Annotated in this window: 18 protein-coding genes; 8 read left to right on the forward strand and 10 right to left on the reverse strand. The window is 38.4% G+C overall.

The window, feature by feature from the left end:
* Positions 1 to 8 precede the first annotated feature (8 nt).
* Together AABK36_RS16745 and AABK36_RS16750 are read right to left on the reverse strand one after the other, a co-directional pair.
* Complete coding sequence (locus AABK36_RS16745) at positions 9 to 3,080, reverse strand: efflux RND transporter permease subunit (protein ID WP_309940170.1); 3,072 nt, start codon at positions 3,078 to 3,080, stop codon at positions 9 to 11.
* A gap of 9 nt (positions 3,081 to 3,089) precedes the next feature.
* On the reverse strand, positions 3,090 to 4,115 hold the full coding sequence (locus AABK36_RS16750; protein ID WP_309940169.1) for an efflux RND transporter periplasmic adaptor subunit: 1,026 nt from the start codon (positions 4,113 to 4,115) through the stop codon (positions 3,090 to 3,092).
* Positions 4,116 to 5,212: 1,097 nt separating this feature from the next.
* On the opposite strand from AABK36_RS16750, the gene AABK36_RS16755 reads away from it, so the two are divergent.
* The 4 genes from AABK36_RS16755 to AABK36_RS16770 all read left to right on the forward strand — a co-directional run bounded on the left by AABK36_RS16755 (position 5,213) and on the right by AABK36_RS16770 (position 10,406).
* Entirely contained in the window at positions 5,213 to 6,889 is a 1,677-nt protein-coding gene (locus AABK36_RS16755) for a hypothetical protein (protein WP_309940167.1), read from the forward strand.
* Between the two features lie 30 nt (positions 6,890 to 6,919).
* Complete coding sequence (locus tag AABK36_RS16760) at positions 6,920 to 7,708, forward strand: hypothetical protein (RefSeq protein WP_309940166.1); 789 nt, start codon at positions 6,920 to 6,922, stop codon at positions 7,706 to 7,708.
* Between the two features lie 73 nt (positions 7,709 to 7,781).
* The gene (locus AABK36_RS16765; protein ID WP_309940165.1) at positions 7,782 to 8,117 is read left to right on the forward strand and encodes a hypothetical protein; all 336 of its coding nucleotides are present in this window, start codon (positions 7,782 to 7,784) and stop codon (positions 8,115 to 8,117) included.
* A 393-nt stretch (positions 8,118 to 8,510) separates the two neighbouring features.
* A complete protein-coding gene (locus AABK36_RS16770) occupies positions 8,511 to 10,406 on the forward strand; it encodes a PI-PLC domain-containing protein (RefSeq protein ID WP_309940164.1) in 1,896 nt (631 codons plus the stop codon).
* A 441-nt stretch (positions 10,407 to 10,847) separates the two neighbouring features.
* On the opposite strand, the gene AABK36_RS16775 is transcribed toward AABK36_RS16770, so the two are convergent.
* The gene (locus AABK36_RS16775; protein WP_309940439.1) at positions 10,848 to 11,597 is read right to left on the reverse strand and encodes an SDR family NAD(P)-dependent oxidoreductase; all 750 of its coding nucleotides are present in this window, start codon (positions 11,595 to 11,597) and stop codon (positions 10,848 to 10,850) included.
* A 27-nt stretch (positions 11,598 to 11,624) separates the two neighbouring features.
* Positions 11,625 to 12,317 carry a 5,6-dimethylbenzimidazole synthase gene (gene bluB, locus AABK36_RS16780; RefSeq protein ID WP_309940163.1) on the reverse strand — a complete coding sequence of 231 codons (693 nt, stop codon included), beginning with the start codon at positions 12,315 to 12,317 and terminating at the stop codon, positions 11,625 to 11,627.
* 194 nt (positions 12,318 to 12,511) lie between these two features.
* Between bluB and AABK36_RS16785 the strand changes: the two genes are divergently transcribed.
* From AABK36_RS16785 to nagB, 3 genes are all read left to right on the forward strand, one after another.
* A complete protein-coding gene (locus AABK36_RS16785) occupies positions 12,512 to 13,465 on the forward strand; it encodes a manganese-dependent inorganic pyrophosphatase (protein ID WP_309940162.1) in 954 nt (317 codons plus the stop codon).
* 221 nt (positions 13,466 to 13,686) lie between these two features.
* On the forward strand, positions 13,687 to 15,000 hold the full coding sequence (locus tag AABK36_RS16790; protein WP_309940161.1) for an aminopeptidase P family protein: 1,314 nt from the start codon (positions 13,687 to 13,689) through the stop codon (positions 14,998 to 15,000).
* 584 nt (positions 15,001 to 15,584) lie between these two features.
* Complete coding sequence (nagB, locus tag AABK36_RS16795; protein ID WP_309940160.1) at positions 15,585 to 17,711, forward strand: glucosamine-6-phosphate deaminase; 2,127 nt, start codon at positions 15,585 to 15,587, stop codon at positions 17,709 to 17,711.
* Between the two features lie 43 nt (positions 17,712 to 17,754).
* On the opposite strand, the gene AABK36_RS16800 is transcribed toward nagB, so the two are convergent.
* Positions 17,755 to 18,294: a hypothetical protein gene (locus tag AABK36_RS16800; protein WP_309940159.1), complete on the reverse strand. Its 540-nt coding sequence runs from the start codon at positions 18,292 to 18,294 to the stop codon at positions 17,755 to 17,757.
* 106 nt (positions 18,295 to 18,400) lie between these two features.
* Here AABK36_RS16800 and AABK36_RS16805 point away from each other — a divergent pair, with 106 nt between their 5' ends.
* Positions 18,401 to 18,700, forward strand: a complete 300-nt coding sequence (locus AABK36_RS16805) for a hypothetical protein (RefSeq protein WP_309940158.1) — start codon at positions 18,401 to 18,403, stop codon at positions 18,698 to 18,700.
* Here the strand turns inward: AABK36_RS16805 and AABK36_RS16810 are convergent.
* From AABK36_RS16810 to AABK36_RS16830, 5 genes are all read right to left on the reverse strand, one after another.
* Entirely contained in the window at positions 18,697 to 19,521 is an 825-nt protein-coding gene (locus AABK36_RS16810; protein WP_309940157.1) for an HAD family hydrolase, read from the reverse strand. The genes AABK36_RS16805 and AABK36_RS16810 overlap by 4 nt on opposite strands.
* A 99-nt stretch (positions 19,522 to 19,620) precedes the next feature.
* Complete coding sequence (locus AABK36_RS16815) at positions 19,621 to 20,727, reverse strand: adenylate/guanylate cyclase domain-containing protein (protein ID WP_309940156.1); 1,107 nt, start codon at positions 20,725 to 20,727, stop codon at positions 19,621 to 19,623.
* Between the two features lie 76 nt (positions 20,728 to 20,803).
* The gene (locus AABK36_RS16820) at positions 20,804 to 21,970 is read right to left on the reverse strand and encodes a Pycsar system effector family protein (RefSeq protein WP_309940155.1); all 1,167 of its coding nucleotides are present in this window, start codon (positions 21,968 to 21,970) and stop codon (positions 20,804 to 20,806) included.
* A gap of 94 nt (positions 21,971 to 22,064) precedes the next feature.
* Positions 22,065 to 25,751, reverse strand: coding sequence for a BamA/TamA family outer membrane protein (locus tag AABK36_RS16825; protein WP_309940154.1), 3,687 nt, complete (start codon positions 25,749 to 25,751; stop codon positions 22,065 to 22,067).
* Positions 25,752 to 25,754: 3 nt separating this feature from the next.
* Complete coding sequence (locus tag AABK36_RS16830) at positions 25,755 to 26,585, reverse strand: SdiA-regulated domain-containing protein (RefSeq protein WP_309940152.1); 831 nt, start codon at positions 26,583 to 26,585, stop codon at positions 25,755 to 25,757.
* Positions 26,586 to 26,597 lie beyond the last annotated feature (12 nt).

The raw sequence follows: 26,597 nt of genomic DNA on the forward strand, positions 1-26,597 counted from the left end.
AATCACCTTTAATGTTCTTCCAATTCTTGAATAGTAGATTGAGGAGTATTTGCCACACTCACATTATAAAATATGGCATAGAGAGCCGGCACTGCCAACAATGTCAGCAAGGTTGCGAACGACAAGCCGAATATGATCGTAGCCGCCATGGAGCCAAACACACTGTCAGGCAATAGCGGAAGCATACCGCAAATAGTAGTCAAAGCTGCCATCAAAACAGGTCGGGTACGGGAAACGGTGGCATTGACAATTGCTTCAAAATGCGATTTACCATCAGCCTTTTGTATATTCGCTTCGTCCAGCAATACAATGACATTCTTAATGATCATTCCTAGCAATCCCAGCCAACCAATGATTGAATTGAAGCCAAACTCTTTGCCTGTCCCCAGAAGTCCGAATGAAACACCAATCAAAGACAAGGGCAGAATCAACAATATGATTACCGGCTGTTTATAGTTCGCGAACAAAGCGATAAGTATTGTGACCAAGAGTATCATTGCTAGTGGCAAATAAGCGGTCAATGCTTCCATAGCTTCTTTTTGAGACTTGTACTCCGAATCCCAAAACATAGTATAACCCTCTGGAAGCTCTATTCCTTCGATTAAAGGCTTCAACTCTTCCAATACTTCCGACTTGGTATACTCCGGCATCACATCGCATTGAGCCGCCATGCTTCGCTCTCTGTTATATCGCTTTATCATTGGAAATTCCCATGAAAACTCTTGTCCGCTTGTAAGCTGATTCAAAGGAATAGTCGTGGTTCCCATGCCCCAAATAGGAGCATTTTCATACGTTGAAAAACCATTTTCCAATGCGGACTCGGTTTTCATTACTATCGGAACTTGTTTTTCCTCGTCTCTAAACACGCCTATTGGCGTTCCATCCGCATAAGCTCTCAATGAATTGGAAATATTTCCGACATTAATATTTGCCAAGCGGGCACGCTGTTGATCCAACTCAGGTTGCCAAACCATTACTTGATTTTTCCATTCATTTCGAAACATCTGAGCTTTTGGATTGCTCTTCATAATCTCAAGCGCCTCATTCACCAAAGAATCAAGCACTTGATCATCCGGTCCATTGAATCGAGCTTCAATATCAGCCTCGTATGGAGGCATGGAAGCAAATAAAGACGTCTTAATGACCGTCTCGGGGAACCTTTCTCTTAATCCTTCTGTAAGCTCTTCCTTGATCTTCTTAACCTCTTCAAAACTATGCGTTTCGACTATCATATGTCCGAAATTGGGCATAGGCCCGAAACTTACATTCGCTAAATAATATCTTGGAGGGGTCTGGCCAACAGTCAAAGTTGTCTGAACCACCTCATCAAATGACTCCACATACTCGTTCATTTCATCGAGCATTTCTTCCATTTTTTCGATTTTCGTGCCTTCAACCGCCCATATATTCACAGTAAAAACAGTCTTTTCCAAATCAGGCATAAAGACTTTTGGGATGTAATTGAAACCAGCCAAAGCAGTCGCCAATAAAACGACCAAGCCTGCTGCAACCAACCACTTTCTTCTGATAAACTCTGTGAGCACCTTTCTGAATTTTAGATACATCCCTCCCGCAAAAGGATCCGTTCCATCGCCAGTGGATTTAGGCTTTTTCATATATTCATCGCAATACAGAGGCGTCTGAGTAATGGCGAAAATCCAACTCAAGAATAATGAAACTGCTATAACTATGAATAAAGATGAGAAGTATTCACCTGTCACATGAGGAGACAAGTATATCGGCAAGAATGTCAAAATTGCTATGAAAGTCGCTCCCAACAAAGGCATGGCAGACACTTTCACCGCTTTGAAAACAGCGTCTTTGCGAGACATGCCACGTTGAAGATTAATCAAAATAGCATCTGCCACAACTATAGCATTATCCACTAGCATACCCATCGCAATTATGATCGCCGCTAATGAAGAACGTTGCAAGGCGATACCTTCTCCGAACATTACCAAAAGCGTTGCTAAAATCGCGTAAACCAGTCCGCTGCTAATTAATATTCCCGTTCTAAAACCGATAAAAAACAGCAATATCGCCACAACGGTCGCCACCGACATGATCAAATTGATGATAAAACCATCATTTGCCTTGGCCGATTCCATTCCTTGGTCATAAACATTGTCAATCTCAATACCCAATGGAAGTTCAGCCTTCAAAGATTCCAAACGCGCTTTAACAGCTTCAGCCATCACTACTACATTGCCGCCTTCCACTGTCGAAACAGCCAAGCCAATAGCATCATTGCCATTGATTTTTAGCTTATTGGTAAAAGGCTTCATGTAGCCTTCTTCAATTTTCGCTATATCTCCCAAACGAATATTTTCGCCATTGGGGGCTGGAATCATGAAATTCTTGATATCATTGAATGAGGAAAAATTTCCAGTAGGCGCTATCCTTACCCTGTTCGTAGGAGTATTGATCGTTCCCGCGTCAAATACCTTATTTTGAGAATTAAGAACAGCTACCAGTTCGCTCATGCTAATGCCAGCTTCGCCCATCTTGCCGGGTGAAAGTATGACATCCACTGTCGGAACTTGCACGCCATAACGCTCCACCTTTGCGACTCCGGGAAGCTTTAAAACTTCATTTTTTATCTTTTTAGAATAATCATCCAGTTCTCTAGGAGTAAATCCCTCTCCCGAAACGCCATAAAAGACACCAAGCACATCTCCAAAATCATCATTGACAATGGAATGAGCTCCCGGCGGCAGTTTGCCTTGCGCGTCATTAACCTTTCTCCTAAGTTCATCCCAAAGCTGAGGCATCGCTTCTGCCCTGATTTCTTTCTTGACGTAAACTGTGATTTTGGATAATCCAGCTCGATTTTCAGAAATGACATAATCCAGTTCATCCAAAGACTGAATGGCTTCTTCCAGTATATCGCTTACTTGTTCTTCCACTTCTTGAGGCGACGCACCTGGATATTGGGTCATCACCAAAGCCTGCTTGATCGTAAACGGAGCATCTTCCAACTTACCCATTTTCAAATAAGCGAACACTCCTCCAAAGAGAATGATCATGAAAATGAAATGGGAAAGGGCTCTATTCTTTAAGGTAAATTCCGTGATTTTCATACCAAAAAATTATAGTTCTTGAACCTGCTGATTTTGTTGAATTTTCTGTCCTCCGGCGCTAATCACTTTGTCTTTCGGAGACAGGCCTTCAAGAATCTCCACATGATTATCTCCCATTAGCTTTCCCGCTTTCACGGATCTTCTTTTAGCTATTCCAGCTTCCAGCTTCCACACAAAAGTTCCTTTAGATGGGTCATTCATTAAAGCAGTTACCGGCACGCTCAAATTAGATTGCGCAGTTTGGCTTTCCAATGTCAACACTCCTGACAAACCTCCCAACAATGGCTTTTCATACAAACTATTGTCAATCACACCTGTCAACAAGTAAGATAGATTTGTCTTGTCTGTGCTCTTGGAGATATTCTTTAATGTAACAGGAACTGTTTGATTTGGGATATCGTCGAACTTCACCGCCAAACCAGTGATATTTTCAGGTTTCAAAGCGAACTCGGCAGACACTCTAGCTGTTATCTCCAACTCGCTAAGATCAATAAATGTCAAAATTTGCTGCTTGGCTCTTACTTCGTCATAACCATCCACAAACACTTCCTGCACGTACCCATCATATGGAGCCAGCAGTTTTGTATCACCTAAAGCGTTCTTAGCCTTTTTACGATTTTCCTTTGCTCGCTTGTATTCTTCCTCCACTTTGTCAAACGTGCTTTTGGACACATTATCAATAGAGACCAATTCTCTGTATCTATCGTATTCAGCCTTTGCCCGTATGTAGACGGCTTCCGCTCTTTCAAGCTCTATTTTATAATCTCTGGCATCAACTTCAGCCAACAATTGGCCTTTTTTGAAATACTGCCCGCTTTTCAGATTCACAGGAGACAACACTCCTCCAATTCTAAAAGAAAGGCCGCTAACTTGTTTTGGCTTGGTTACGGCCGAGAAACTTTTATTTGACGACTCATCATTATAAGCTACCTCAAATGTTTTCACAGTTGGAACTGCATTTTCTTTTGAAGACTTCTCCTCGGAGCAACTCGTCAGAACAACCATTATAATTGCTAATGAAAATATTAATCTCATGTATGGTTTGGTTTATTGAATGAGTCCAAAAGTACTTGGCTTAGCACCCAGTGAAAAGTCAAAAAACAGTCAAACGGAATTTCCAACTAATGAAACGGAAATAGTCGAGGATGAAAATTCAATGATTTTGAATTTTGGGAAGGAATACGCTTTATATTTCAATAAATCAGAATGTGGAAAAGTAACTGATAATCCTATAAATCAGATTCGATAATCATCAAAAACAATGTCAACGCTGTGGATAAAACTGTCCATCAATCAAATTTTGCGTATTTCGACTTGAAATCAATTTACTTATCCACCAAAATGTGGACAAGTTCGTTGATATCTATTTGATTTTTAGAAAATTAGAGATGAATTTTCAAAATTAGATTCCAGTTGAAAAAATAATCGAAGATAAAAGTCCATTTATCCACAATGCACATCTGTGCAACTAAATTAAAAGCTTTTCATTTTAGATATAATTTTTCGATTTACTATTCTACATGTAAATCATATATACACTAATAGCTTAAATGGAGTGACCAAAACAAAAGATAAAACCTAATTTTACACCACTTGATTTTTTTACATTCTCAAACTTTAAAAAAATATTTTCATCCTAAATCAGTTCATGCTTAATCCAAAAAATTCTCTTGATCGAAAAAAATTAAGACTGCCCTGTCTATTCTAAAATAATCTTTTAAAAATAAAGGAAACCTAGGGGTTAATTATAGTATTACTCAAACATAAGACTATCTTCATCAAACTCAATAATTAGTATAGCATAAATTATCTTTTAAAACTCATCATATAAATTATTTACAATAAATATTATTTCTCTCTAAGAATTAAAGATCCTAATCATCTCAAATTGAGTAATAAAGACATATAATATAAACTTTTCTAATAATTAAAAGCAAAATAAAATCACTATAGTTTAATTTTTTATAAAAAAAATACCTTGTTTATTTGGAACGAAAACAACTTCCCCATACATTTGAAATGTTATTATTTGGTTTTTTTTTTGATTTTAACGAATCCTACTTTAAGCATAGCAAATTAGATCCTCCGTTTCATTTTATAATATATATAACATTCCAATTAACAAAACAAACATGGAAAAGCTACATTCATGCAATTCACAAGAGCCATTCACAAAACTAGATGAAAATGGCAAAGCGTCAATTTTAAACTACAATTTACCGCAATCAACAACTTACGATGCTACCAGTTTTTTAGGTATTGAAATCGATCCGAAGCACTTCAAAGAAAATCAAAGAAAAGAGCCAATCAACGACTATTGGGACTTGGTTTTAAAAACTCCAAAAGAGGATCTATTAAAAAGGCTGGATTTAAACATTCCGCTTACGCCGAAAATCCCTTTGATTCAAACCAATGATGAAGTCAAAACAGCTGTGATCGAAAAAAAGTTGGCGGAAAAAACACAGCCTTTTGACCTCAAGCTCAAAAAGCCATCAACAAATGCGGTTTCAGCTAACGCGTTCAAAGTTGAGGACAACAATTTCATTGCCGACAGAATTCTCGATGGATACATGCCTGTAATGAGACAAAGATTCTCGCGAATACCCGAAATTTTATACATTCCAAAGCCTGCTAAAGCAAACCCAAGAATAAGTATAGTGCTTCATCTCAAAATGAGCTCTTATCTAGGCGATTATGGAGCTGGAAGAACACTTAGAACCTTCAGCTTGCTTCCAGGAGAGAAAACGACTATTAGCATTCGCAGTTACCAATACCAAGAAAGCATTAAAAAGCTTGCGCAAAATGTCTTGGACTCTTACAGCGAATCCAGTGCGGAAGACCTGCAATCCATGATAGAAAATGATGTTGAATTTGCTACAAACCTTTCCAGATCTGAAACGGTAGCTACAACAGGCAATTGGAAAGCTGGGGGCAGCCTCGGATTAGACCTAGGCTTCTTCAAAATTGGCGGTGGCGGAGGTGGCGGAGGTACTAACGCTACGACAACAACAGTAAATGAAGCTATTCAGTCACAAGTTGGGATACTTGTAAACAATACAAGTCGACATACTTCCAAAGCTGATACGCTTAGAGAGGTGGAAGTAAACACTTCAACGCAATCAACAAATATTTCTGAAAATGAAAAAAGCATCGTAAGAGAGCTTGAAAACATCAACAAAAGCAGAGTGCTTAATTTTGTATTCAGACAACTATTGCAAGAATTCATCAGCATTACCTATATCGATGATGTTTCATTTACATATTCGACAGGCTTTCCTTCCCAAAGAAAATCATGCAAACTGTCTGGATTGAAAGATATGCTTAATGAAGTAATGGCTGACGAAAAATCAGCGAATACTGTTCTTAATCAAATTTACACACAGCTTTCAAGTATTTCTGATCATGAGGGAACTCAGCATAGCCTAATCGAAAAGGTAAGCCAAAAGCTTAACAACAGCATCAATCCAGGCGAAGGCGATCAAAACGTTGAATATGTAAGGGTCAAAAAAGATATCAACCATGAGTACAGAGGCAAGTTTGTAAATGGTATCATCGTTAACACTACGCACCGCATACTTAGAACTCCGTCTGTTGTGGTAGATGCTCTGCTTGGTCAAGGAGAAGCACTGGATTGCTATAATATGAAATTGCAAAACGAAGCTACTGTAAACGCCGCTTTGAACAATCAAAAAATTGAGCAAGCTATAAAAGTTATTGACGGCATCGAAGATTCAGCTGACAGAGCCAAGCTTTATAAAAAAGTCTTTGGGGACTGCTGCGAAGCTCCATGCGAATGCGAAGAAAATTAAAATTATTGGTAATCATTAAACGAATGAATTATGGGTGATTTTAAAAAATACGCAAACCCTTGGGATGCTAAGTACTCTGAATGGTATGCGGAAGGCTCCGCTACATGGATCGGCGAAGGAGTAGTCGCTACAGCCAAAGCAATGAGTTGCGATCAAAAAAAAGTAAAAGAGCTGAAAAAGAAATTCGAGTCGATGATCGAAAATGCTCGCAACATCGGACAAAATGTGGCTGCGGACAATTTGCAACATTTTCTCAATGGCAGCGGAAGCACTAGAACGCTTAGCGTTAGTTGGCTTAGAAGTTTCGCTTCAATTACCAATGCGGAAAGTCGAATACTCAATTATACAAAAAATAGAAACCTGAACGCTTGGGTTAAAGACGTTGAAAAAGGAAAAACTGTAAGCAAATCAGATTACTGGGATGCTGATATTAAAAATTACAATATGTCCTCGGAACTGTCTTATGCCAGCGGAGCTAGTGATATGAAAGGCAATGTGGAGATGCGATTGTCTCGATCAGAAGATATTATAGACATTACCGGAACGGTGAATATTCGATGGTCAGACGATTATAATTGGAACAAAGGCATGGGGTTTTATATTCCAGGCACAGGTTGGGTTAGCGATTCTGACGGTTTGTATTTGGAAAAATGCGGAGGTGCCAAATCCTTCTTGATGGAAGCATTCTGGAGGTTTGATTATACTGGCAAATACGATTTTGAAAATTCTAAATGGATGAATAGCTCGTGGAAAATCAATGGCAGTGAATATACTCCTAATGAAAATTCAAGCGATTCCAACAACTCATCTGGCAGATAATTTTAGTTATTATTAAATCATGCGAACAGAGAGTTCAACTACTTTCTGTTCGCTATTTATATCTTACAAAACCATGAAAAGTATTGCCCTGCAACTCATTTTTTTAACAACCAGCATCATTTACCTAAAACTTTGTTCCCCACAAAAATATGTGGAATTTAAAAAAGTAACAGATGATAGCGAAAACAACTACCATACATCCTCAATCAATAATGACTCGTCTTTCATGAATCATTTGCAAATCGTGCTTAAAGCCTATAACATCAATTTCAAAGTCAAAAACAACAAGCTTTATATTCCAGATTCCATTTTTTCAAACAAAGAGCTTTGTAAAAACTTGACGACCAAAGCCAACGACTCGATTTGGATTTACAGTAATAAAATTCCAACTAACTCAAACACGCATTAACCACTTTAAATAGCTAGTCAGTTTCCAAAATGGTTAATTCTCACGTATGAAAATACTTGAGATGAAAATTAAGATCAATCCATCTACCTCAATAGTATTCCATTATATTTAAATCAAATTAAAACACAAACACTTATTTTGGACACAAAAACAAATTCAGACCAACAAAACCACATTGAGGAGGTAAATAATACAATATTTTAATTTTATCCATTCCTTTTAAATTATTTTTTCATTGAAAATGAAAATACAATTATCAAAAAGCTATCGTTTTAACCTTGAAAACTATTTCCTCAAAGTAATTATTAGGTTAACCCTCTGATTTACTGCACCGAAAACCACATTTTTTCACCTTATAGCAGTCGTATTTTAAGCTAAACTAAAACTACGATTATGAAAAAATTACTATTTCATTCTTTAGCAGCATCTATGCTATTCGCTTCAGTTTCCTGCCAACAAGAAATGGAACAAGAGGTTTCCAACGCGAGAAATTCTAACACTTACTCAAACAATGGAATCCAAATGATGACAGTTCCTTTCGCTCCTGAGCTGAAAATCCATCAATTGGGACTTTCCACCGAACTTGACGGATACAGTCAAAGAACAGATATCGCAATGAACACTCAAAACAATATCGTTGAAGCGCATCAATCCAGAGGAGGAAGCACTATTTGGTATCATGTCGGCAAACTGGATCAAAACGAAATCAATTGGTCGGAAAGCAATAAGTATGACAATGGCAAAAAGCCTTCAATTGACATGACAAATGACGGAAAAATTATCTCTGTGCATGAAACATCAAACATCTTCACAAGCGATCTATGGTATAAAATTGGCACGCTAAACGGCAATCGCATAGACTGGAAAAGCGGAAAAAAATATGATAAAGGTTCCACTCCTTCAATAACAATCAATGACAATGGCAGAATCGTAGAAGTTCATAAATCACAAAGCAACTACGGCCTTTTCTATAAAACAGGCACACTTAATGCGTCTGGTTCCGTATCTTGGTCAAGTACAAAAAAATACGATAGTGGAAAAGAACCTTCTGTCGCCATCAATAATTCAGGACAAATCGTCGAAGTCCATCAGTCTGAAACAACTGGCAACCTCTACTATCACGTGGGAAGCATGCAAAATGGCGAGATAATTTGGGGGCCTTCAATTTTCTACCAATCGGGCGCTCAACCATCCGTTGCTTTGCTTGACGACGGAACGGTATTCGAAACACACACATCCGAAGGGTTGAAAAACGATTTATGGCAAATGAAAGGCAAAATCGCCAATGGAAAAATAGAATGGGAAGGATCCAGCGAATATTTTGACACTGGCAACAATAGCTCTGTAGACGCTAATGAAACTTACATCGCTCAAACTCACGAATCAGAATCCAGTACTGGGGGAATTTGGTCATCAAGCGCGCTTTATACTGATCATGAAAACTGGATGAGAGATTTGCACAGTGTCATAGCGAATAAAACGTTGGGAGAAATTGTTTTGCCGGGATCCCACGACGCAGGTATGTATCCGAGCAGCTTAGGCCAAACTCAAGACCAAAACTTGTATGAACAGCTTAAAGGCGGAGTAAGATATTTTGACTTGCGTCCTGATGAAGACATGAACATTTTCCATGGACCTGTGACAGGCCCTAAAGTGGATGAAGTGCTTTCGGATGTCAGAAGATATATGGATGAAGGAAGAAAAGAACTTGTCATTCTCAAGTTCTCCCACTTTAAGAATTTCAACGCTCAAGTATATTCAACTCTAATCAATAAAATCAAAAGTCATCTATCACCTTACTTGTTTGACAATGCTTACTCCAAGCGAGTGGGAGAATTAAGCCTAGACGAATTAATACAAGAGCAAGGCACTGTTTTGATTGTAAATGACGAAAGTTATCCCGTTGAGTTCCCGTCCGAAGGGATTCACACTTATAGGGACTGGGATTCATCTGATGCCATCAATGGAGATTTAATCGTTTATGACAAATACTCCAACACAACTGACTACAACTCCATGAAGAACGACCAAATAAGCAAATTTCACCAATTCAACGGCATGAGTCAAAATGGTCAAATTGCCTGCGATATGTTTTTAATGTCATGGACTTTGACTCCAATCACTGATGTTTTTTCTTACTCAAGGCCTGCGAATGCCAATTTAGGGAAAGAAATGAAGAAGCTAGAAGCTAACGCTCAAGGTTACATCCCTAATATACTATATGTAGATTATTATCAGCTTTCAAGAGCCACAGCCACAAGCATTTTAATGAACAGAAAATTAAACTAAATATCAAACCCGACCATGCCATGAGCTGTGTCGGACTTGTATTATTTACCTTTAATTCTCTTAAATAGGGCCAACTATTATTGATGAAACTTATTCGCGCATATTTTTTTGATAAGCATATACGAAAATTAATTAATCCAGCGTTTGAAATTCACTCTATCAAAAGAATTTGATTGCAATGAAAAAAACATAAAATATATACGTTAAAATTTATAAACATGCGGGCGATTTTTCGACAACTGCTTCTGACCATTGCTCAATCACGCCAATCCAATCAGATATAAATTTTTCTTGAAATTTTTTCTTATAACGTTGGAATTTCGCCCTGCACGTTTTCTTAACATTATAATTCTTTGCCCTATTCGAAATTAATATCAACTTACTGATTGAAAAAAAAATCATCAACCTAAATCAATTCCTAATTAATGGTAAAGCTTAGAATCAATCATCTTTCCAAAAGCTTGTCGCCGATGCTTGCGCCGAAGGAAAAATTGTCATATCCGCTATTTGCACTCTAGCAGGCCTGGTCACCACATAAGTGATCGCATCGGCAATATCTTCTGCGATCAATGGCTCATATCCTCTATACACCGCCTCGGATTTAGCCTCATCCCCTTTAAAACGAACCTCTGAAAACTCCGTATTCACTGCTCCGGGAGCAATGTTGGTTACTTTGACTCCATGCGGCAACAAGTCAAGCCTCATGCCTTCGCTGATTTTCTCAACGGCGGCTTTTGACGCGCAATAAACAGCGCCGTTGGCATATGTCTGTTTTCCTGCGACTGAGCTAATATTGATGATATGCCCCTTCTTCCTTTCAATCATCCAAGGCATCACAGCTTTTGAGACATATAACAATCCTTTCACATTTCCATCAATCATCATATCCCAATCCTGAACATCGCCATCTTGAATAGGCTCAAGCCCATGCGCATTGCCCGCATTGTTAACCAATACATCAATTGCTTTCCACTCCTCAGGCAGTCCATTCAAAGTGTCGAAAGTCAATGACTTATTTCTCACATCAAACACCAACGAAACGGTGTCAGTCTTCAATTGGGCAGCTAATTCTTCCAATCGTTCCTTTCTTCTACCGCAAAGCACTAAGTCATATCCAGCTTCAGACAACTGCACAGCCGTTGCTCTACCTATTCCAGATGAAGCTCCAGTTATTAAAGCGATTTTTCTTATCTGTTCCATATCTCAAAATGACAAACCTTATTGGTATTTTTCATAAAATACGACATCGTCTTTGTACTTTCGCTCATCCCACTTTAAAATTTCAAGCTCAGGCTTCTCATAAAACATGTCTGTATAACCAAAGCACAAATAACCTATTAACTCATGTGAATCCGGAGCATTAATCACTTTCGCTACTTCCTTAGGGTCTAAAATGCTTACCCAACCCATGCCCACATTCAAAGCTCTAGACATAAGCCACATATTCTGTATAGCGCAAGTAACGCTAAAACGCCCCATGTCAGGCATGGATGTTTGCCCCAAGACAGGTCCTTTTTTCGGCACATAATACACAGCTATATTCAATGGGGACTCTGTGATTCCCTCCAGCTTGAGTTTGATATATTCCTTTTGTTTTTCGTCTTCAAATAGTTCGGCAGCTTTCGCGGATTCCGTTTCAAAGGATTTCTTTATTTTGTTTCTAATATCCTTGTCCTTGATAACAACAAATTCCCAAGGTTGCGAAAAGCCAACTGATGGTGCGTTTAAGCCCGCCATCAATATTTTTTCAAGCACATCGTCTTCTATCGGCTTGTCCAAAAAATGATTGCCTCTAACATCTCTTCGATTCAAGATGATCTCCTCAAGCACTCGTTGTTCTTCAGAGTTGAAAAGTCTTGATTTCTCCATAATCTCAAAATAATTGCATAATTCTATTTCATCAAGACTCATTAAATAAAAATGTTCATTCAAAAAGTCCTTAAACAGTTAATATAAAGCAATTCATTCACTCTAACAAAATATTAATACTCTTAGCGTGCTTGAAATAGTTTAAATTCATAAATTAGCGTGTTGAAAGTTGACGGCGTTAGGAAACCAACAAATCCACTCGGCGCCTTGAAATCATAAATATCTTATTTATACAGATGAGCGAAAAAGCATTAATTTTTGGACATAAAAACCCAGACACCGACTCTATTTGCTCGGTTTTGGCTTACGAAGCTTTGAAAAAGCAATTAGGAGAAAATGTAGAAGCACGCAGACTTGGCAATCTTAACAAAGAAACTGAGTTTGTTTTGAACTACTTTGACGTTGAAGCTCCGAAACTACTTGCGACAGTCGATCCTAATGCCGAGGGCGCTGAAAACACTGAGCGTCAAAAAGTAATCTTGATAGACCATAACGAACGCATTCAAAGCGTTGACGGTCTTGAAACAGCTCAAATCACAGAAGTAATCGACCATCACAAATTTGGCGAATTCAGCACTTTTGAGCCTTTGATGATCAGAGCCGAGCCGGTAGGATGCTCATCTACAATCTTGTTGACTATCTACAAGGAAAACGATCTTTTGCCTGAAAAGAAAATGGCTGGCATGATGCTAAGCGCCATCATATCGGACACCTTGTTGTTCAAATCTCCGACATGCACTCCTAGAGACGTGAAAGCAGCTGAGGAACTTGCTAAAATAGCAGGCGTTGATCTTGAAAAATACGGCATGGACATGCTAATCGCCGGAGCCAGCTTCGGAGACAAGTCCACAAAAGAAATCATCAACATGGACATGAAAGAATTTGAGATGGGTGCGAATAAAATCGCCATCGCTCAAGTCAATACTGTGAATGTCGCTGAAATTTTGGATCAAAAAGAACAATACGAATCAACTATTCAAGAGCAAATTGAAAGCGAAGGTTATGACTTGTTCGTATTCATCATCACTGATATTTTGAGAAGCGGATCCGAAACTATTGTGCTTGGAAAAGCTACTGATGTATTTGAAAGTGCATTTGACACCAAACTTGACAACAATACCGCCTGGTTGGAAGGGGCTGTATCAAGAAAGAAACAATTTGTTCCTAATCTAATGGAAGTCAGCAAATAAACATAAAGCTTCATCCAGATATTACAAAACCGGCTTAATCAAGCCGGTTTTCTTTTTTTGCGCGATCGCCATACTTTCCAAAACGCTGATTTACCCAATCGATTCTTTTGATTCGAAAATTAAGGAAACCAAGCTTTTCTCTCTTCACTCCTTTCTTTGAATTCTTACAAGTTTTCTGTTAATTGAAAGAAATAATTCAGATTTAAATAAATCAGCTTATTATGAGATATAATCAAATAGATAGTCAACTTTTCATAAAGAATAGAAAACGTTTTGTTGAAAAAATGAAACCTAATTCCATCGCTATACTTTCATCCAATGATGTGATGTACACAAATGCAGACGATGTGATGAGATTTCAGCAAAACAACGATCTATTCTACCTTTCTGGAGTTGATCAGGAAGAAACTATTTTGCTTCTTTATCCTGACGCTCAAGATCCAAAATTCAAGGAAGTGCTATTTATCAGAGAGACTAATGAGCATATTCGAATTTGGGAAGGCGATAAACTTACAAAAGAGCAAGCTACTGATGTGTCAGGCATCAGCAATGTTCAATGGCTGCAGGAATTCGACTTCATGCTTCAGCTTAACGCTTTTCACGCCGACAATATTTACCTCAATCATAACGAGCATATCAAAACCGCTTCAGCGCAAATGGAAACGCGTGAAGATCGAATGATCAAGTATTGCAAAGACAGGTATCCTTTGCATAATTATGAAAGAGTTGGCCGTATCACCAGAGATTTGAGATTCATCAAATCAGATATTGAAATCGAATTGGTAACAGAAGCTTGCAACACTGCTACAAAAGCATTCAACAGAGCTTTAAGAGCTGTAAAGCCGGGCATGAGAGAGTTTGAAGTGGAAGCCGAATTGACGTATGAATTCTTGAAAAATGGAACAAGAAGACATGCCTTCCAGCCTATCATGGCTTCAGGGCTTAATGCTTGCTCTTTGCATTATGTAAAAAATGACGATGAGCTGAAAGACGGCGATATGATCTTGATGGACTTCGGAGCTGAATATGGCAATTACCATTCGGACGTGACTCGTTGCCTTCCTGTAAACGGCAAGTTCACGGACAGACAAAAAGAAGTGTACAATGCTGTTCTTAGATGCCTTAAAGAAGGTGTAAAAGAATTGAAGCCAGGCAACTCTCTGACTGATTACGAAAAAAACATGGCTTCGCTGGTAGAAGCCGAGCTAATCAATATTGGCCTTCTTGACGCTGAAGAAGTAAAAAATCAGGATCCGGATAACCCACTGTACAAAAAATATTTCATGCATGGAACAGCTCACCACCTTGGGTTGGATGTGCATGATATCGGAAACCGAATGGTTCCTATTCAAGAAGGCATGGTTTTCACTTGCGAGCCGGGTATTTACATTCGTGAAGAAAGAATCGGAATCAGACTTGAAAACGACTATGTAATCACTAAAGATGGACCTGTGAACTTAACTTCAGGGATTCCAATCGAAGTCGAAGAAATCGAAGCTATCATGGCTGGCAACAATGCAGCTGTCGAGGCTTAATCATATTAATTCTATTATTGCAAACGCTCCATCTTTGGAGCGTTTTTTTTGCGATATAGTTGTGCACTTTCTTTAAATCGCCAGCTACATTATACCATAGTCATTGCATTAAATATGAAAGCACTTTTAAAATGCTTCATGAACATTTTAATCTCAAAAAATAACTATTCGAACATTCCCATTTTATAATCAGGCAATACAAAAGCTCACTACCTTAAGTTTTTCGGACTTATCGTATGCAAAAATATATTACTATTCAAATCTCTTGCCTTGATCAAAGCTATTAACCCTGCATTATTATTTATTTATCATGACGCAAAGCATGATAAGCTTCATTTTGTCTCTTCAAAAACTGAGAAATATCACATTTGCACATTTCAGAGTTATGCTTAAGCAAAATTAACGAATTATATTTTACCATGAATATAAAAAATATTATCTTTAAGTCCCTTCAAATAAAAGCCCCTTTTCTATCCGAAGCAATAATTTGCTAACGGCCAAATCTTCTATGAAAAAGGCTTATTAGCATCTGTATCTTCGGCACAGTCTGCATTTGATTCAATGGATTATGAGAACCAATTTTTATGGCTTTTCTTTCATTTAACTTGACACATCAGAGAGATCTGATTCATAGCCAAACAATTGAGATCATTAGGCCATTAGACTTTGTAGACTACGTCAATTTTAGCATAGATAATAGATTCATATCATACATTTTTAAGCAAAAAATGGAAGAGCAAAATAAAAAATCCCAAACTGTAGATATCAGTTTCAAACAAGTCGGTTTTAGCGAAGAAACCCGATTTGAAAATGTTCACACAGAAATCGTTTCCGATTCCATCACAGGCTCTAAAGCCGTAGCCAAAGAAATCGCCGACTTGATCAGGGAAAAAGACGCCAAAGGCGAAAAATGCGTATTGGGTCTTGCCACAGGCTCTTCTCCTGTAAAAGTATACGAGGAGCTTATCAGAATGCATAAAGAAGAAGAGTTAAGCTTTAAAAATGTCATCACTTTCAATTTGGATGAATATTATCCAATGAAAAAGGAAGACATTCAGAGCTACTGGCACTTCATGCATGAAAACTTGTTCAATCATGTGGATATCCAGCCTGACAACATCAATATCCCTGATGGAACTCTTGCCATGGATGAGATCATAGACTTTGGCAAAAACTATGAAGCAAAGATCGAAGCATGCGGCGGATTGGATTTGCAGATCTTAGGCATTGGTAGAACAGGACATATCGGATTCAACGAACCGGGATCTACTGAGACCTCAAGAACTCGTATCATCACGCTTGACCACATCACTAGAGTAGATGCGGCCAAAGACTTTTTCGGCATAGACAATGTGCCTCGCAAGGCTATCACTATGGGTGTTGGCACTATCCTTCACGCCAAGAGAATCATCCTAATGGCTTGGGGACATGGTAAAGCGCCAATTATCAAAGAAACTGTCGAAGGTAGAATTTCCACTACCGTTCCTGCGACATACCTTCAACAGCACAGCAACACAACATTTGTTGTAGACCAAGAGGCTTCCAGCGAACTTACTCGCTTCCAAACTCCATGGTTGGTAGGAGATTGCGATTGGGAAGACGAATCTTTGAAAAAGCAAGCCGTATTTTGGCTATGCAAGCATCTTGGAAAGCCTCTATTGAAGCTTACGGACAGAGACTACAATGACTACGGAATGTCAGCAATGCTAGCTCAAGAAGGTTCAGCTTACAGCATCAATATCCGTATGTTCAATGAACTACAGCATACAATCACAGGTTGGCCGGGAGGTAAGCCGAACACGGACGATACTTACAGACCTGAAAGAGCCGCGCCTTCTCAAAAAAGAGTTATCGTATTCAGTCCACACCCTGATGATGATGTGATTTCCATGGGAGGAACATTTATCAGACTTTCAGAACAAGGACATGACGTTCACGTTGCTTACCAAACTTCAGGAAATATCGCGGTCAATGACCACGACGCTTTAAGATTTTCTGAATTCGTAAGCGACTATTTCAAGAAGTCAGGAGAGGATTCATGCAATGCAGCTGAAGATTTATACTCAAACACCTTGAATGATCACAACGAAAAAATCAACAGCAACCTCGAAGTCGATTCTCCAAGAGTCAGGTTGATCAAAGGTTTGATCAGAAGAGGCGAGGCCAAAGCCGGGGCTAGATATTGTGGAGTTAAGGATGAAAATATTCACTTCTTGGATTTGCCATTTTATGAAACAGGCAAAGTTAAAAAAGCTCCTATCGGGCCTAAAGATATCGAAATCATCGAGAATTTGATTAAGGAAGTTAAGCCTCATCAAATTTTCGCTGCTGGAGACTTGGCTGATCCGCATGGCACTCACAAGGTATGTCTTGACGCGATATTCGCCGCGCTTGAAAACTTGAAGCACGAAGAGTATATGAAAGACTGCTGGGTATGGCTTTACAGAGGCGCTTGGCATGAGTGGGATACTCACGAAATCGAAATGGCTGTGCCAATCAGTCCAGACGAATTATACCGCAAGCGTCAAGCTATATTCTTCCACCAATCTCAAAAAGACAATGTCGTATTCCAAGGAAATGACAAAAGAGAGTTTTGGCAAAGAGCTGAAGAAAGAAACCGTACAACTGCAAAGTCATTCAACGATCTTGGTCTTGCTGAATACGAAGCGATTGAAGCCTTCAGAAGGTATCATTTCCTTGACAATGAATAATTAGAAAATAACTCATAGATGTCACAAAAGCTGGTTCATAACTTTATGAATCGGCTTTTTTCATTTCAGACAAGATTTTAATTGCCATTCTTTTGAATGTCTTGGTATTTCTTTCCTTTTGATCCTCCAAAATCGCTACAAATTCATTCGTTATCTCTGGATATTTGTTGCATAATTCTCTCAAGACATACATGCTATAATACTTTGTACCCACTTTAATTCCCGAGTCTGACATCCACTTGATCAATTGATCCAAAACTTCTCCCTCTATCTCATTCGGCACTCCCGAATGCTTGAAAAACTTAGCCAACGACCTGTCAAAACCTAGCACATCAATCGCATATCGATTATTAAACAAATCAACCAAATAAGGGACAAGTCTCGAAGGAGCGATCTCGCATATATCTCCTAGCACATAAGAAGCTCTGGCTCCTTTGGGGTGATCTTCGGACAACATGGTAATAATTGGCTCAAGCGACAGTTGCTCATCTACGATTTTTTTCGCCCAAGCTTTTCTATCCGAGCTCATGCTCGTGGCAATATTATTGTCAATTTCCTTAAAAATGCTGTCAAGTTTGCGCATAAAAAAATATACTGTTTTTATGTTGAAGAAAACATAATGATTGAGCTCCAATTTAATCAACTTTTACAAGAATGGGCTGTTATACTTTAACGAAATAAAATCATTTATGAGAGAACTGATTAAAAATGCTAATCATAGAGAGCGAATAGAAGATGTAATGCTGTTTATCGGATTGATTGGCCCTTTTGCAGCTATGCCACAACTATATAAAATATTCATCAGTCATGATGGCTATGCGCACGGAGTATCTTTTGTCACATGGCTGATCTACGCTTTCTTAGCCGCATTTTGGAGTATATACGGTTTGGTATTTGGAAAGCGAGCATTGTTTTTATCCAACATGCTCACTTCAATTATTGATTTTATTATCGTTGGAAGGCTATTCTGGATAGGCTGCTTTCTTTAAGAATTATTTTGAACTTGATGATCCTCCAATACTTTCTCCAACATTCTAATGACTCCAGATTCATCATTGCTTAATGCTCTGTGAGGCGTAATCTTATGCAACTCTGGGTGTGCATTAGCCATTGCGAATCCATATTCAACAGATTGCAGCATTTCGATATCGTTAAGGTAATCGCCAAAAGCCATTGTTTCCTCTTTTGACACGCCTAGCATTTTTTGCAAAATCTCTACCGCATGCCCTTTGTGCGCGTCCGCTTCAGAAATATCCAACCAATACTCGCTGCTTACCTTTACCTTCAAATGATCTTCGTATGACTTGAATATTGGATAGCTATTCTTTTCCGAATTCAAAGGATCATAAATAGTTACTTTCAATATATCCTCTTCTTCTGGAATTTGCTCCAAAGAATCTAATACTTGCAAATCTTCAAAGAAACGTTTCACGTATTCGACATACTTTTCCTCTTTGCATTCAACATACGCATTCATTCTTCCTGAAATAACCAATTCGCAGTCTTTTGTCTCTCTAGCCAATTGAATTAATTCAAAAGCTTTCTCGCGCGTAAGCGACTCCACATGAATCTGTTGATCATTCTTGACAATATAGCTTCCATTGTCAGCTAGAAAATAAACATTCTCATGATGATCTTCTAAATTGAATTTCAAATTCTGATATTGTCTGCCACTGGCAATAGCGAATGTGATCCCGATGCTTTGCAGTTGCTTCAATATCGGAAAAAAATCTCTATCCAACTTGCCTTCGGAGTTAAGCAAAGTACCATCCATATCACTCACAATGAGCTTAATATTGCTAAAATTCATATGTCTTCGTTTATTACAATATTTATAACGAAGCGAATTTCGCATAATTTTACGACACAATCATTATGTGAGCGTTTTTCCATAGTTAACAAATGCTTTTTAAACTACATCGGTGTTCAAACTGTCGACAGTGCATACTTCCGAGCTTTTGGATTTGCCTTTTAGATGATATACACCTACATTTCTAAGCGACACTCCATCCAATTCTTCACCAAATTCGCATGTGAATAAGATACATTCTCCCGCTTCTTTGCAAACATGCTGAAGCCTAGAAGCAGTATTAAGGACATCTCCATGAAAAGCCAACTCTTTCTTCACTATACCCACCTCTACGCCAGTTACCAAGCCGCTGTTTAATCCCGCTTTGAAACTAGGAACAACTCCATAGTTCTGCATATAATAATCTTTCTTGCTCTCGAACTTTTTCTGAATATCGTAAAACAATCTAACGCATCTGTTATTTTTCAGTCCCTTCTTTTTCTCCCAAGTCAATACGATTTCATCGCCGACATATTGATACACTTCGGCTCTATGGTATACTATCTCGTCGGTCATATCGGCAAAGCAACGTTGGATTAATTTGCTGTATTTGATATGCCCCAACTCCTCAGCCAATTTAGTGGAATTGCTCAAATCCAAAAACATAAAGATACGCTCTTCTTCCCTTGGATGTATGTATTTGCCCATGATAACATTTTTGAAAAAAATAGGTCCTAATAGCTCTCCAAGCTGTTGAAGTGTTCCCATAAACAATGAGCACATCATTATAAAAGCAAAATAAACGACGAACAGCTCGCTGTAAAAGAAATTGCTTGCATCTATATAGTTGTACAAACTCTCGTGATAGTTTTTCAAGACCATCACACTTCCTTTATTTATCAAAATCAACAAAAGACTGGTAATAGCCATTCTCAAAAGCAATCTAAGCGTATATGGCATTTTATTGTACCAAAACTTCTTGCTTACAATTACAGACACCAGCCATCCAAATACTCCTAGAATTGACCCACCATAAAATGAAAGAGTTAACAGAGCTTCGCCCATAAACTCATAATCAAATCTTGGCAAACCAAGCCACTTATGCGTATCGATAAATACAACATATATCAAATAGAAAAAAAAGAAATTAAGTATATTCCAAAGTATCAGCGACCAAAACAAGGTTCCCCAATGTCTCAGCACCTGGTAATTAGATACCCTTTCCATAAATTATTATGCTAAATTAAACCTCCCAATAATTACACAACCGAAGAAAAATACGTCTCAACTTTGTATTTCGTTGCTATTTGAGGAGAAAAAAGAATATTATAAATGAAACTACTGTTAAGGTAAGACCGAACATGAAAAAATTAAACGCAACATGCAATCGCTTGTATTTCAAATTAAGCACTTTTCCCAAATAATAAAGATCCCTGCTCAAGCTATCATAGATTTGCTTTGGCGTTTGGGTATTATACTCCAGAGCATGCTGATATTCATCCAAACTCATCCCGTGAAAATTGCCAAAAAACAACAAATTCACACGATCTTGCTCTATATCTTCTTTGGTAAATTTGCCCTTGGTCACATTCGGTCTGGTCGCAATCACAGTCAAGATCACAGTTATCAAACCCGTAAGCGCGAAAATCACGGACGGCACTAGAATTTCCGGCCATTCTTCCACTTTTCTAAACAAAACACCAACTGCGAATGAAACTATAATCGAATTGATAGATAGCAATATGTTCGCTTTTCGATCCGCGATGACACTGAATGTTGTATGATTTCTCATAACAATCCTGTACATGGTTTCAACGTCTCTACGAGGCTTGTCATCATTGCTGTTTTCCGCAGATTTTTTTTTTGACTTTCCCGACTTTTTCAGCTGGTCAAAATTTTCAATCATATATTTGACATACTCGTCTTTTTGCGGTTGAAAGTTCTTTTTAGCATAGTCCGTAAAATACTTGTGCGTCATCAAAAATTGAATATTGAGCATTGTCCACTCTTTTTTATTCACTTTCTTGAAATGCGTGCAACACTCTTTTCTAAGATTTTCGGCTCTTTGAAAGTAGCCCTCCTTCCCCAGATGCGACAAATCAGCATCGCACATTACCATTTCCATATGATTTTGAGGATCTTGAGGCATTTTGGTTACCATAATCAAAGCCTTGATTCGATCAATTTCATCTTGGCTCAATTTGGTCTTCAAGAAATTTTCAGCAATTTCGGCACCCTTACTCTCATGCTCTTTAGGAAAGTCCACATAGGCTATGTCATGAAACCAAGCAGCAATCGTCACAAGGTCAATTTCATATTCAGACAAACCCTCAGCTTTTCCTATTTCCTCCACAGCATTAACCACAAGTTGCGTATGGTCAATGTTGTGATAGGAATAACTGCTGTCCTTTTGTATATATTCTTTATAAAAAGCTTCCGCTTCTTGCACTACCTTTTTCAAATCATCCATGCCTAGTCATTATAACTTTGGAAAACCTTGCCTCATATAATAAAGGGGCTTTTATTAATAAACGGTATATTTTTGAAATATAGGCCTTTATCTATTAAAAAGACAAACCAACATCAAAATAAAATATAGCTCCTTCTACTGATCCGCCTATTCCAAATGAAAAAGCCAGCAAATCCAAAGGCGCTACATACATCCCACCGCCGTAACTATGATGCCACCTCTTGGATACTTCTCCATCTTCCCAAACTCTACCAACATCATTAAACAACGTGCCTCCAACTCTAATCGGAATCACTCCCGTATTCAAAACGAATAAATCAAAACGAGCCTCTATATTATTCATAGCGCTTGTTCGCCCATAGAAGCGATCTTTTCTATATCCTCTCAAACTTTCCACTCCTCCCAGCATATTGGAAAGCAAAAAATTATAATCTCCTACATTTGTCGCGCCATAAAATCTTGTCGCAAATGTTACTTCCGCTGGCAACTTAACCGTCCAATAGAAATCCAGCTCTCCCTGTACTTTCCAAAATAGCTTTTCATTATGCTGAAAGGGTTGAAACAAAGATGAATGAGCTCTGAAATATGTTCCTCTCTTGGTAAAGGAAGGTTTATCCCTTCGATCAAACTCATACTTCATTGCCAATCCCAAATATCTATGGGGATCATAAACCTCGGACTCTGTCAAACCATTCTCTGGAATATCACCGATATATCTATTCCTATTTCTGTTGTTTCTTCTAATACTAGTATTCAAATACGTCAGTCCAATGCCAAATTCTTGGTTCCCCACGAACTTTCTTTGCAAATACGACCATATTTGATTTCTCTCATAAATCAAACGATAATAGTTCTTCGGCGTGTTTTTATCATTCACAGAGTTATTTCCCAAACCATAAAAGTTGGAATTATAAGATGGAATATTCAATCTTACAACTGTATGCAAATCCCAAGCTCCGGCGATGTCGGTTAGCGTTCCTTTGTACCTCAATCTAAATCCTCCCGTTTGAAAAGATGTCGCAACCGACAGTTGATGTTTTTGGGCGTAAGGATATTTTCTAAACCCAAAAGTTGTCAACTGAGCTCCAACACCCAATATGACTCCATCATCAGGATTAAATGAGACATAGCCTAGAGGAAAAACAGTATTGTACTTAAATAGGTAACGATCATAAAGCGTGACTCCTGGATCATTCGAAAGCTTTAGTTTCGTTGATGGACCTTTGCTCGCTGATACGTTTTCACTCTTCAAATCATAAAATAAAACATTCTTTTTCTTCTTCTTGCCAGCTTCCGTTTCGTCCACATATTCATCATTCTCTCCGCCACCAATTATTCTCAATTTAACTTTATTATAAGAATCTCCTTTGACTATAAACTGATTCGCTCCTCCCAATCCGTAAATTCTTACTTCTTTGGTATCTTCAGGGTCAAATGTTCTATTGTACAGTTTGCGCTTTACATTGCCTTTTTTGCTAACCTTGCGCATAGTTACCTTGACAGTGCCGTCCTTTTTTCGATCGATCAAAAACCTCTCATTCTTATTCGTGCCCACAATATCCACTTTCTCCGCCAAGACCTTGTAATAGTTTTTAGCATATACATCCAACTTATCTCTTCTGGATTTCAGCTTCCTGATGATCTCTTTTCCACTTATTTGATAAATTTTCTGAGGCATAAGAGCTACAGCCTCTTCGATAATACTATCTGTCAAGTGTTTTTGTATATACCTAGCGCCTTCCAACCAATCCTCTTCCGTGGCTTCATTAAGAAATGTTCTGTCAAAATATCTTGCATTGAAGTTAAACCCTTCCTCCCAAGCGATATCGTCATTGAATCCTTCAAACTTCGGCAATATCCACTTATGGGAAGCTATATTCATAATAATTCCCTCACTGACAAAAAACACTTGGTCTCTATCTCTTGGGACAGGCCTGAAAGTATAGCCGCCTTTATCATTTTTTTCTCGCGTCCATCGCCATTGATCATCGTGTCTATCCCAATCGCCAATAACCATATCAAACAATCTGCTTCGCAAGGCAAACTTGTAATCCACCTCTGAATCATTTTCATTCTTCAGTTCTTCCAGCACTTTTGCGGTGCTTTTAATCTTGTTTGCATAGCCAAAGCTTTCTATTTCTCCCGTATTGTCCGATGGCCTTTCCTCAAAAAGGCACAATGTATTGGCAAAGTCCTTTCTATAAATTCCCAATCTTGGATCATCCGGTAAAAATACGACTTTAGGATTTGTATGATATATATGAATAGCGTCCGCCATGATTGGGACTGCCAAAGCTGAATAAGGATGTGTTGCTGAAATTTGATCTTGGATAACATCCTTGGCAAAAGTCTTTCTTAGTGCTTCAGGCAATGCCTGAACAGGATCTTTATCAATTGACCTTAACACAAACTGATTCCCCAAGCTATCTTCTAGACGTAGAGACTTTGTCGCTTGTCCTCCACCTCTTTGCACAATCTTCAAACCTCCTCTTTCAGAGCCAATGTCAAAAACAGGCACTTTCACGGGCGTAGCCCATTCTTCTCTGTAATTTTTCCCAAAAAACTTTTCCTTGCCTTTTCCCGCTTTATACTTATCGCTCGCAATGGTTATCACGACGCTATCTTTCAAGCTTTGATAATACTCCTGCTTATTGCTCGGATGATAAGGTTCTTTCATTAGCAATTTGGAATACAACAAGTGCTTGCTCTCTTCTCCAGCATAATAATCCGCCCATACTTCGCCATTCTTATAAAAAGATAGCTTTACCAAGCCCTTTTCTTCCGAGACAAAATCCGCATACTTTCCTTTTTTCACATGCGTGGATTTGGACCCGGACCCGCTAACGATATAATGCACATTTCCCTTCTGAATAGATTGCAATGCATGCTCATGGCCAGCCGCATAAATAATATTCTCATGCTGTTGAAAAATTCCATCAAGCGTGTGCAACATCTTCTTATATCGCTCATTGCTCAAATCCTGCACGCTGGCTCCTAGCTGTCTGCCAATGGGATAAATAGAACCAATTACGGGCAAGGGCAAATACAAGTACTTATTCACCATCGTCAACGGAAATACGTGATCTTTAAAGGTAAAAACCCCACCATGCTCGCCGTACGAAATTACAGGGTGGTGGCCAGCCACAATGATCTTTTTATCCATATTTCTCAAAATGGCGTCATTCAAGGCCAAATACACTTCCTCGTCAGTTTTGTATTCGCAGCCCAATTGATCGCCTTCGCCAAACCAATTGTACAAAAACCATTGCGTGTCAAGCAATACCATCACAATTTCATCTGTCAATCGCACCTCGACAGGTCCCGGGCATGCATTCTCTGGATAAAAAACTGTATCGCCAAGCCATGTATTCAAAAAATCAGCTTGCCTTAATACGCTTGCTTTTCCACTTTTTCTGCCTTTTGCCCAATCATGATTCCCTGGTATGACGAACGATTTGCCTTCATAGTTCATCAAGCCTCCGAACTCTTGCTTCAATAATTCCTCTTCCTCCTTTCGAGAAGAAGACAAAGAGTCAGACAAGCCTGTTGGATACAGGTTATCCCCAAGATAAACTATCGCTGAAGATTCAGTTTGCCGGCTTAATATTGAATCCAAAAAATGAATGTTTTTTTCCGCTTTTTGCGGAGCCCCTGCATCACCGATCAATAAAACAGTAAAGGTTAATTCTTCTTCCGAGGGCTTAGTATTCAAAACCTTTGATTGTTGTCCATTAACTACAAAGCCAATCAAAAGCATTATCATTGTAAAAAATATTCTCATAGCTTAATCTTTATCAAACTGAAATAACATGGCTGGTTGCTTCACTCCTTCACTGGAAATAAACAATTGGCCTGATGGTGAAAAACATATGCCTTCCGCTTGCTCAAATTGCTTGGCTTTCAGCTTTTTGATTTTTTTTAAATTACCCTTATGGCTGAATATAAACATTTCCTTGCTCCGATGAGAAAGCACGTATAATTGGTTCGTAATAGGATTAATCGACAAGCCCGAAAAACCAATCTTGCTAAACTTGTTGCCGTATTCTTTTTCTTTCACACAAGTCCATTCTTTGTCTTCAAGCTTTTTAGAGGCTAAATCATAAACATAAATACACTTCTTCTTCTTGGCTTTCTTATCTTCAATATCCTTAACAGCCAACAACAACTTTTCACTTTCAAATAAGCATATCCCCTCCACGTCAACATTTGACTTAAATCCAATATCATATTCTTTTGTCAGTTCGGAATTCTCTGAAACCACAAAAAGCTTCCCATCGCTACGCACTACATAAAAACTTTTCCCATCATAGGCAATTCCTTCATAATCACCATCTCCAGCAAAATGAATTCGCTTTACAATGTTCCCCTTCTCAAGATCATATAAAAAGATAATTCCTTCCTCATCCTGAACACAGGCAAGGATTTCTTTTGAATAATAATCCAAACCGGAAATTTCTTTCAACTCGGTTGGCAATCTCCATGACTTGACTGGTTTTAACAGCTTATCATGCTTAACATCGCTTGATACTACCATCTCTTTCTTGCTCTTATTGGAAGTATTCTGGCAAGAAATCAACAATACCCAAACTATCATAATGTAAAAGATTCTTATCATATGAATCAAAGC

It is taken from the genome of Aureibacter tunicatorum (assembly GCF_036492635.1).
Classification (GTDB): domain Bacteria; phylum Bacteroidota; class Bacteroidia; order Cytophagales; family Cyclobacteriaceae; genus Aureibacter; species Aureibacter tunicatorum.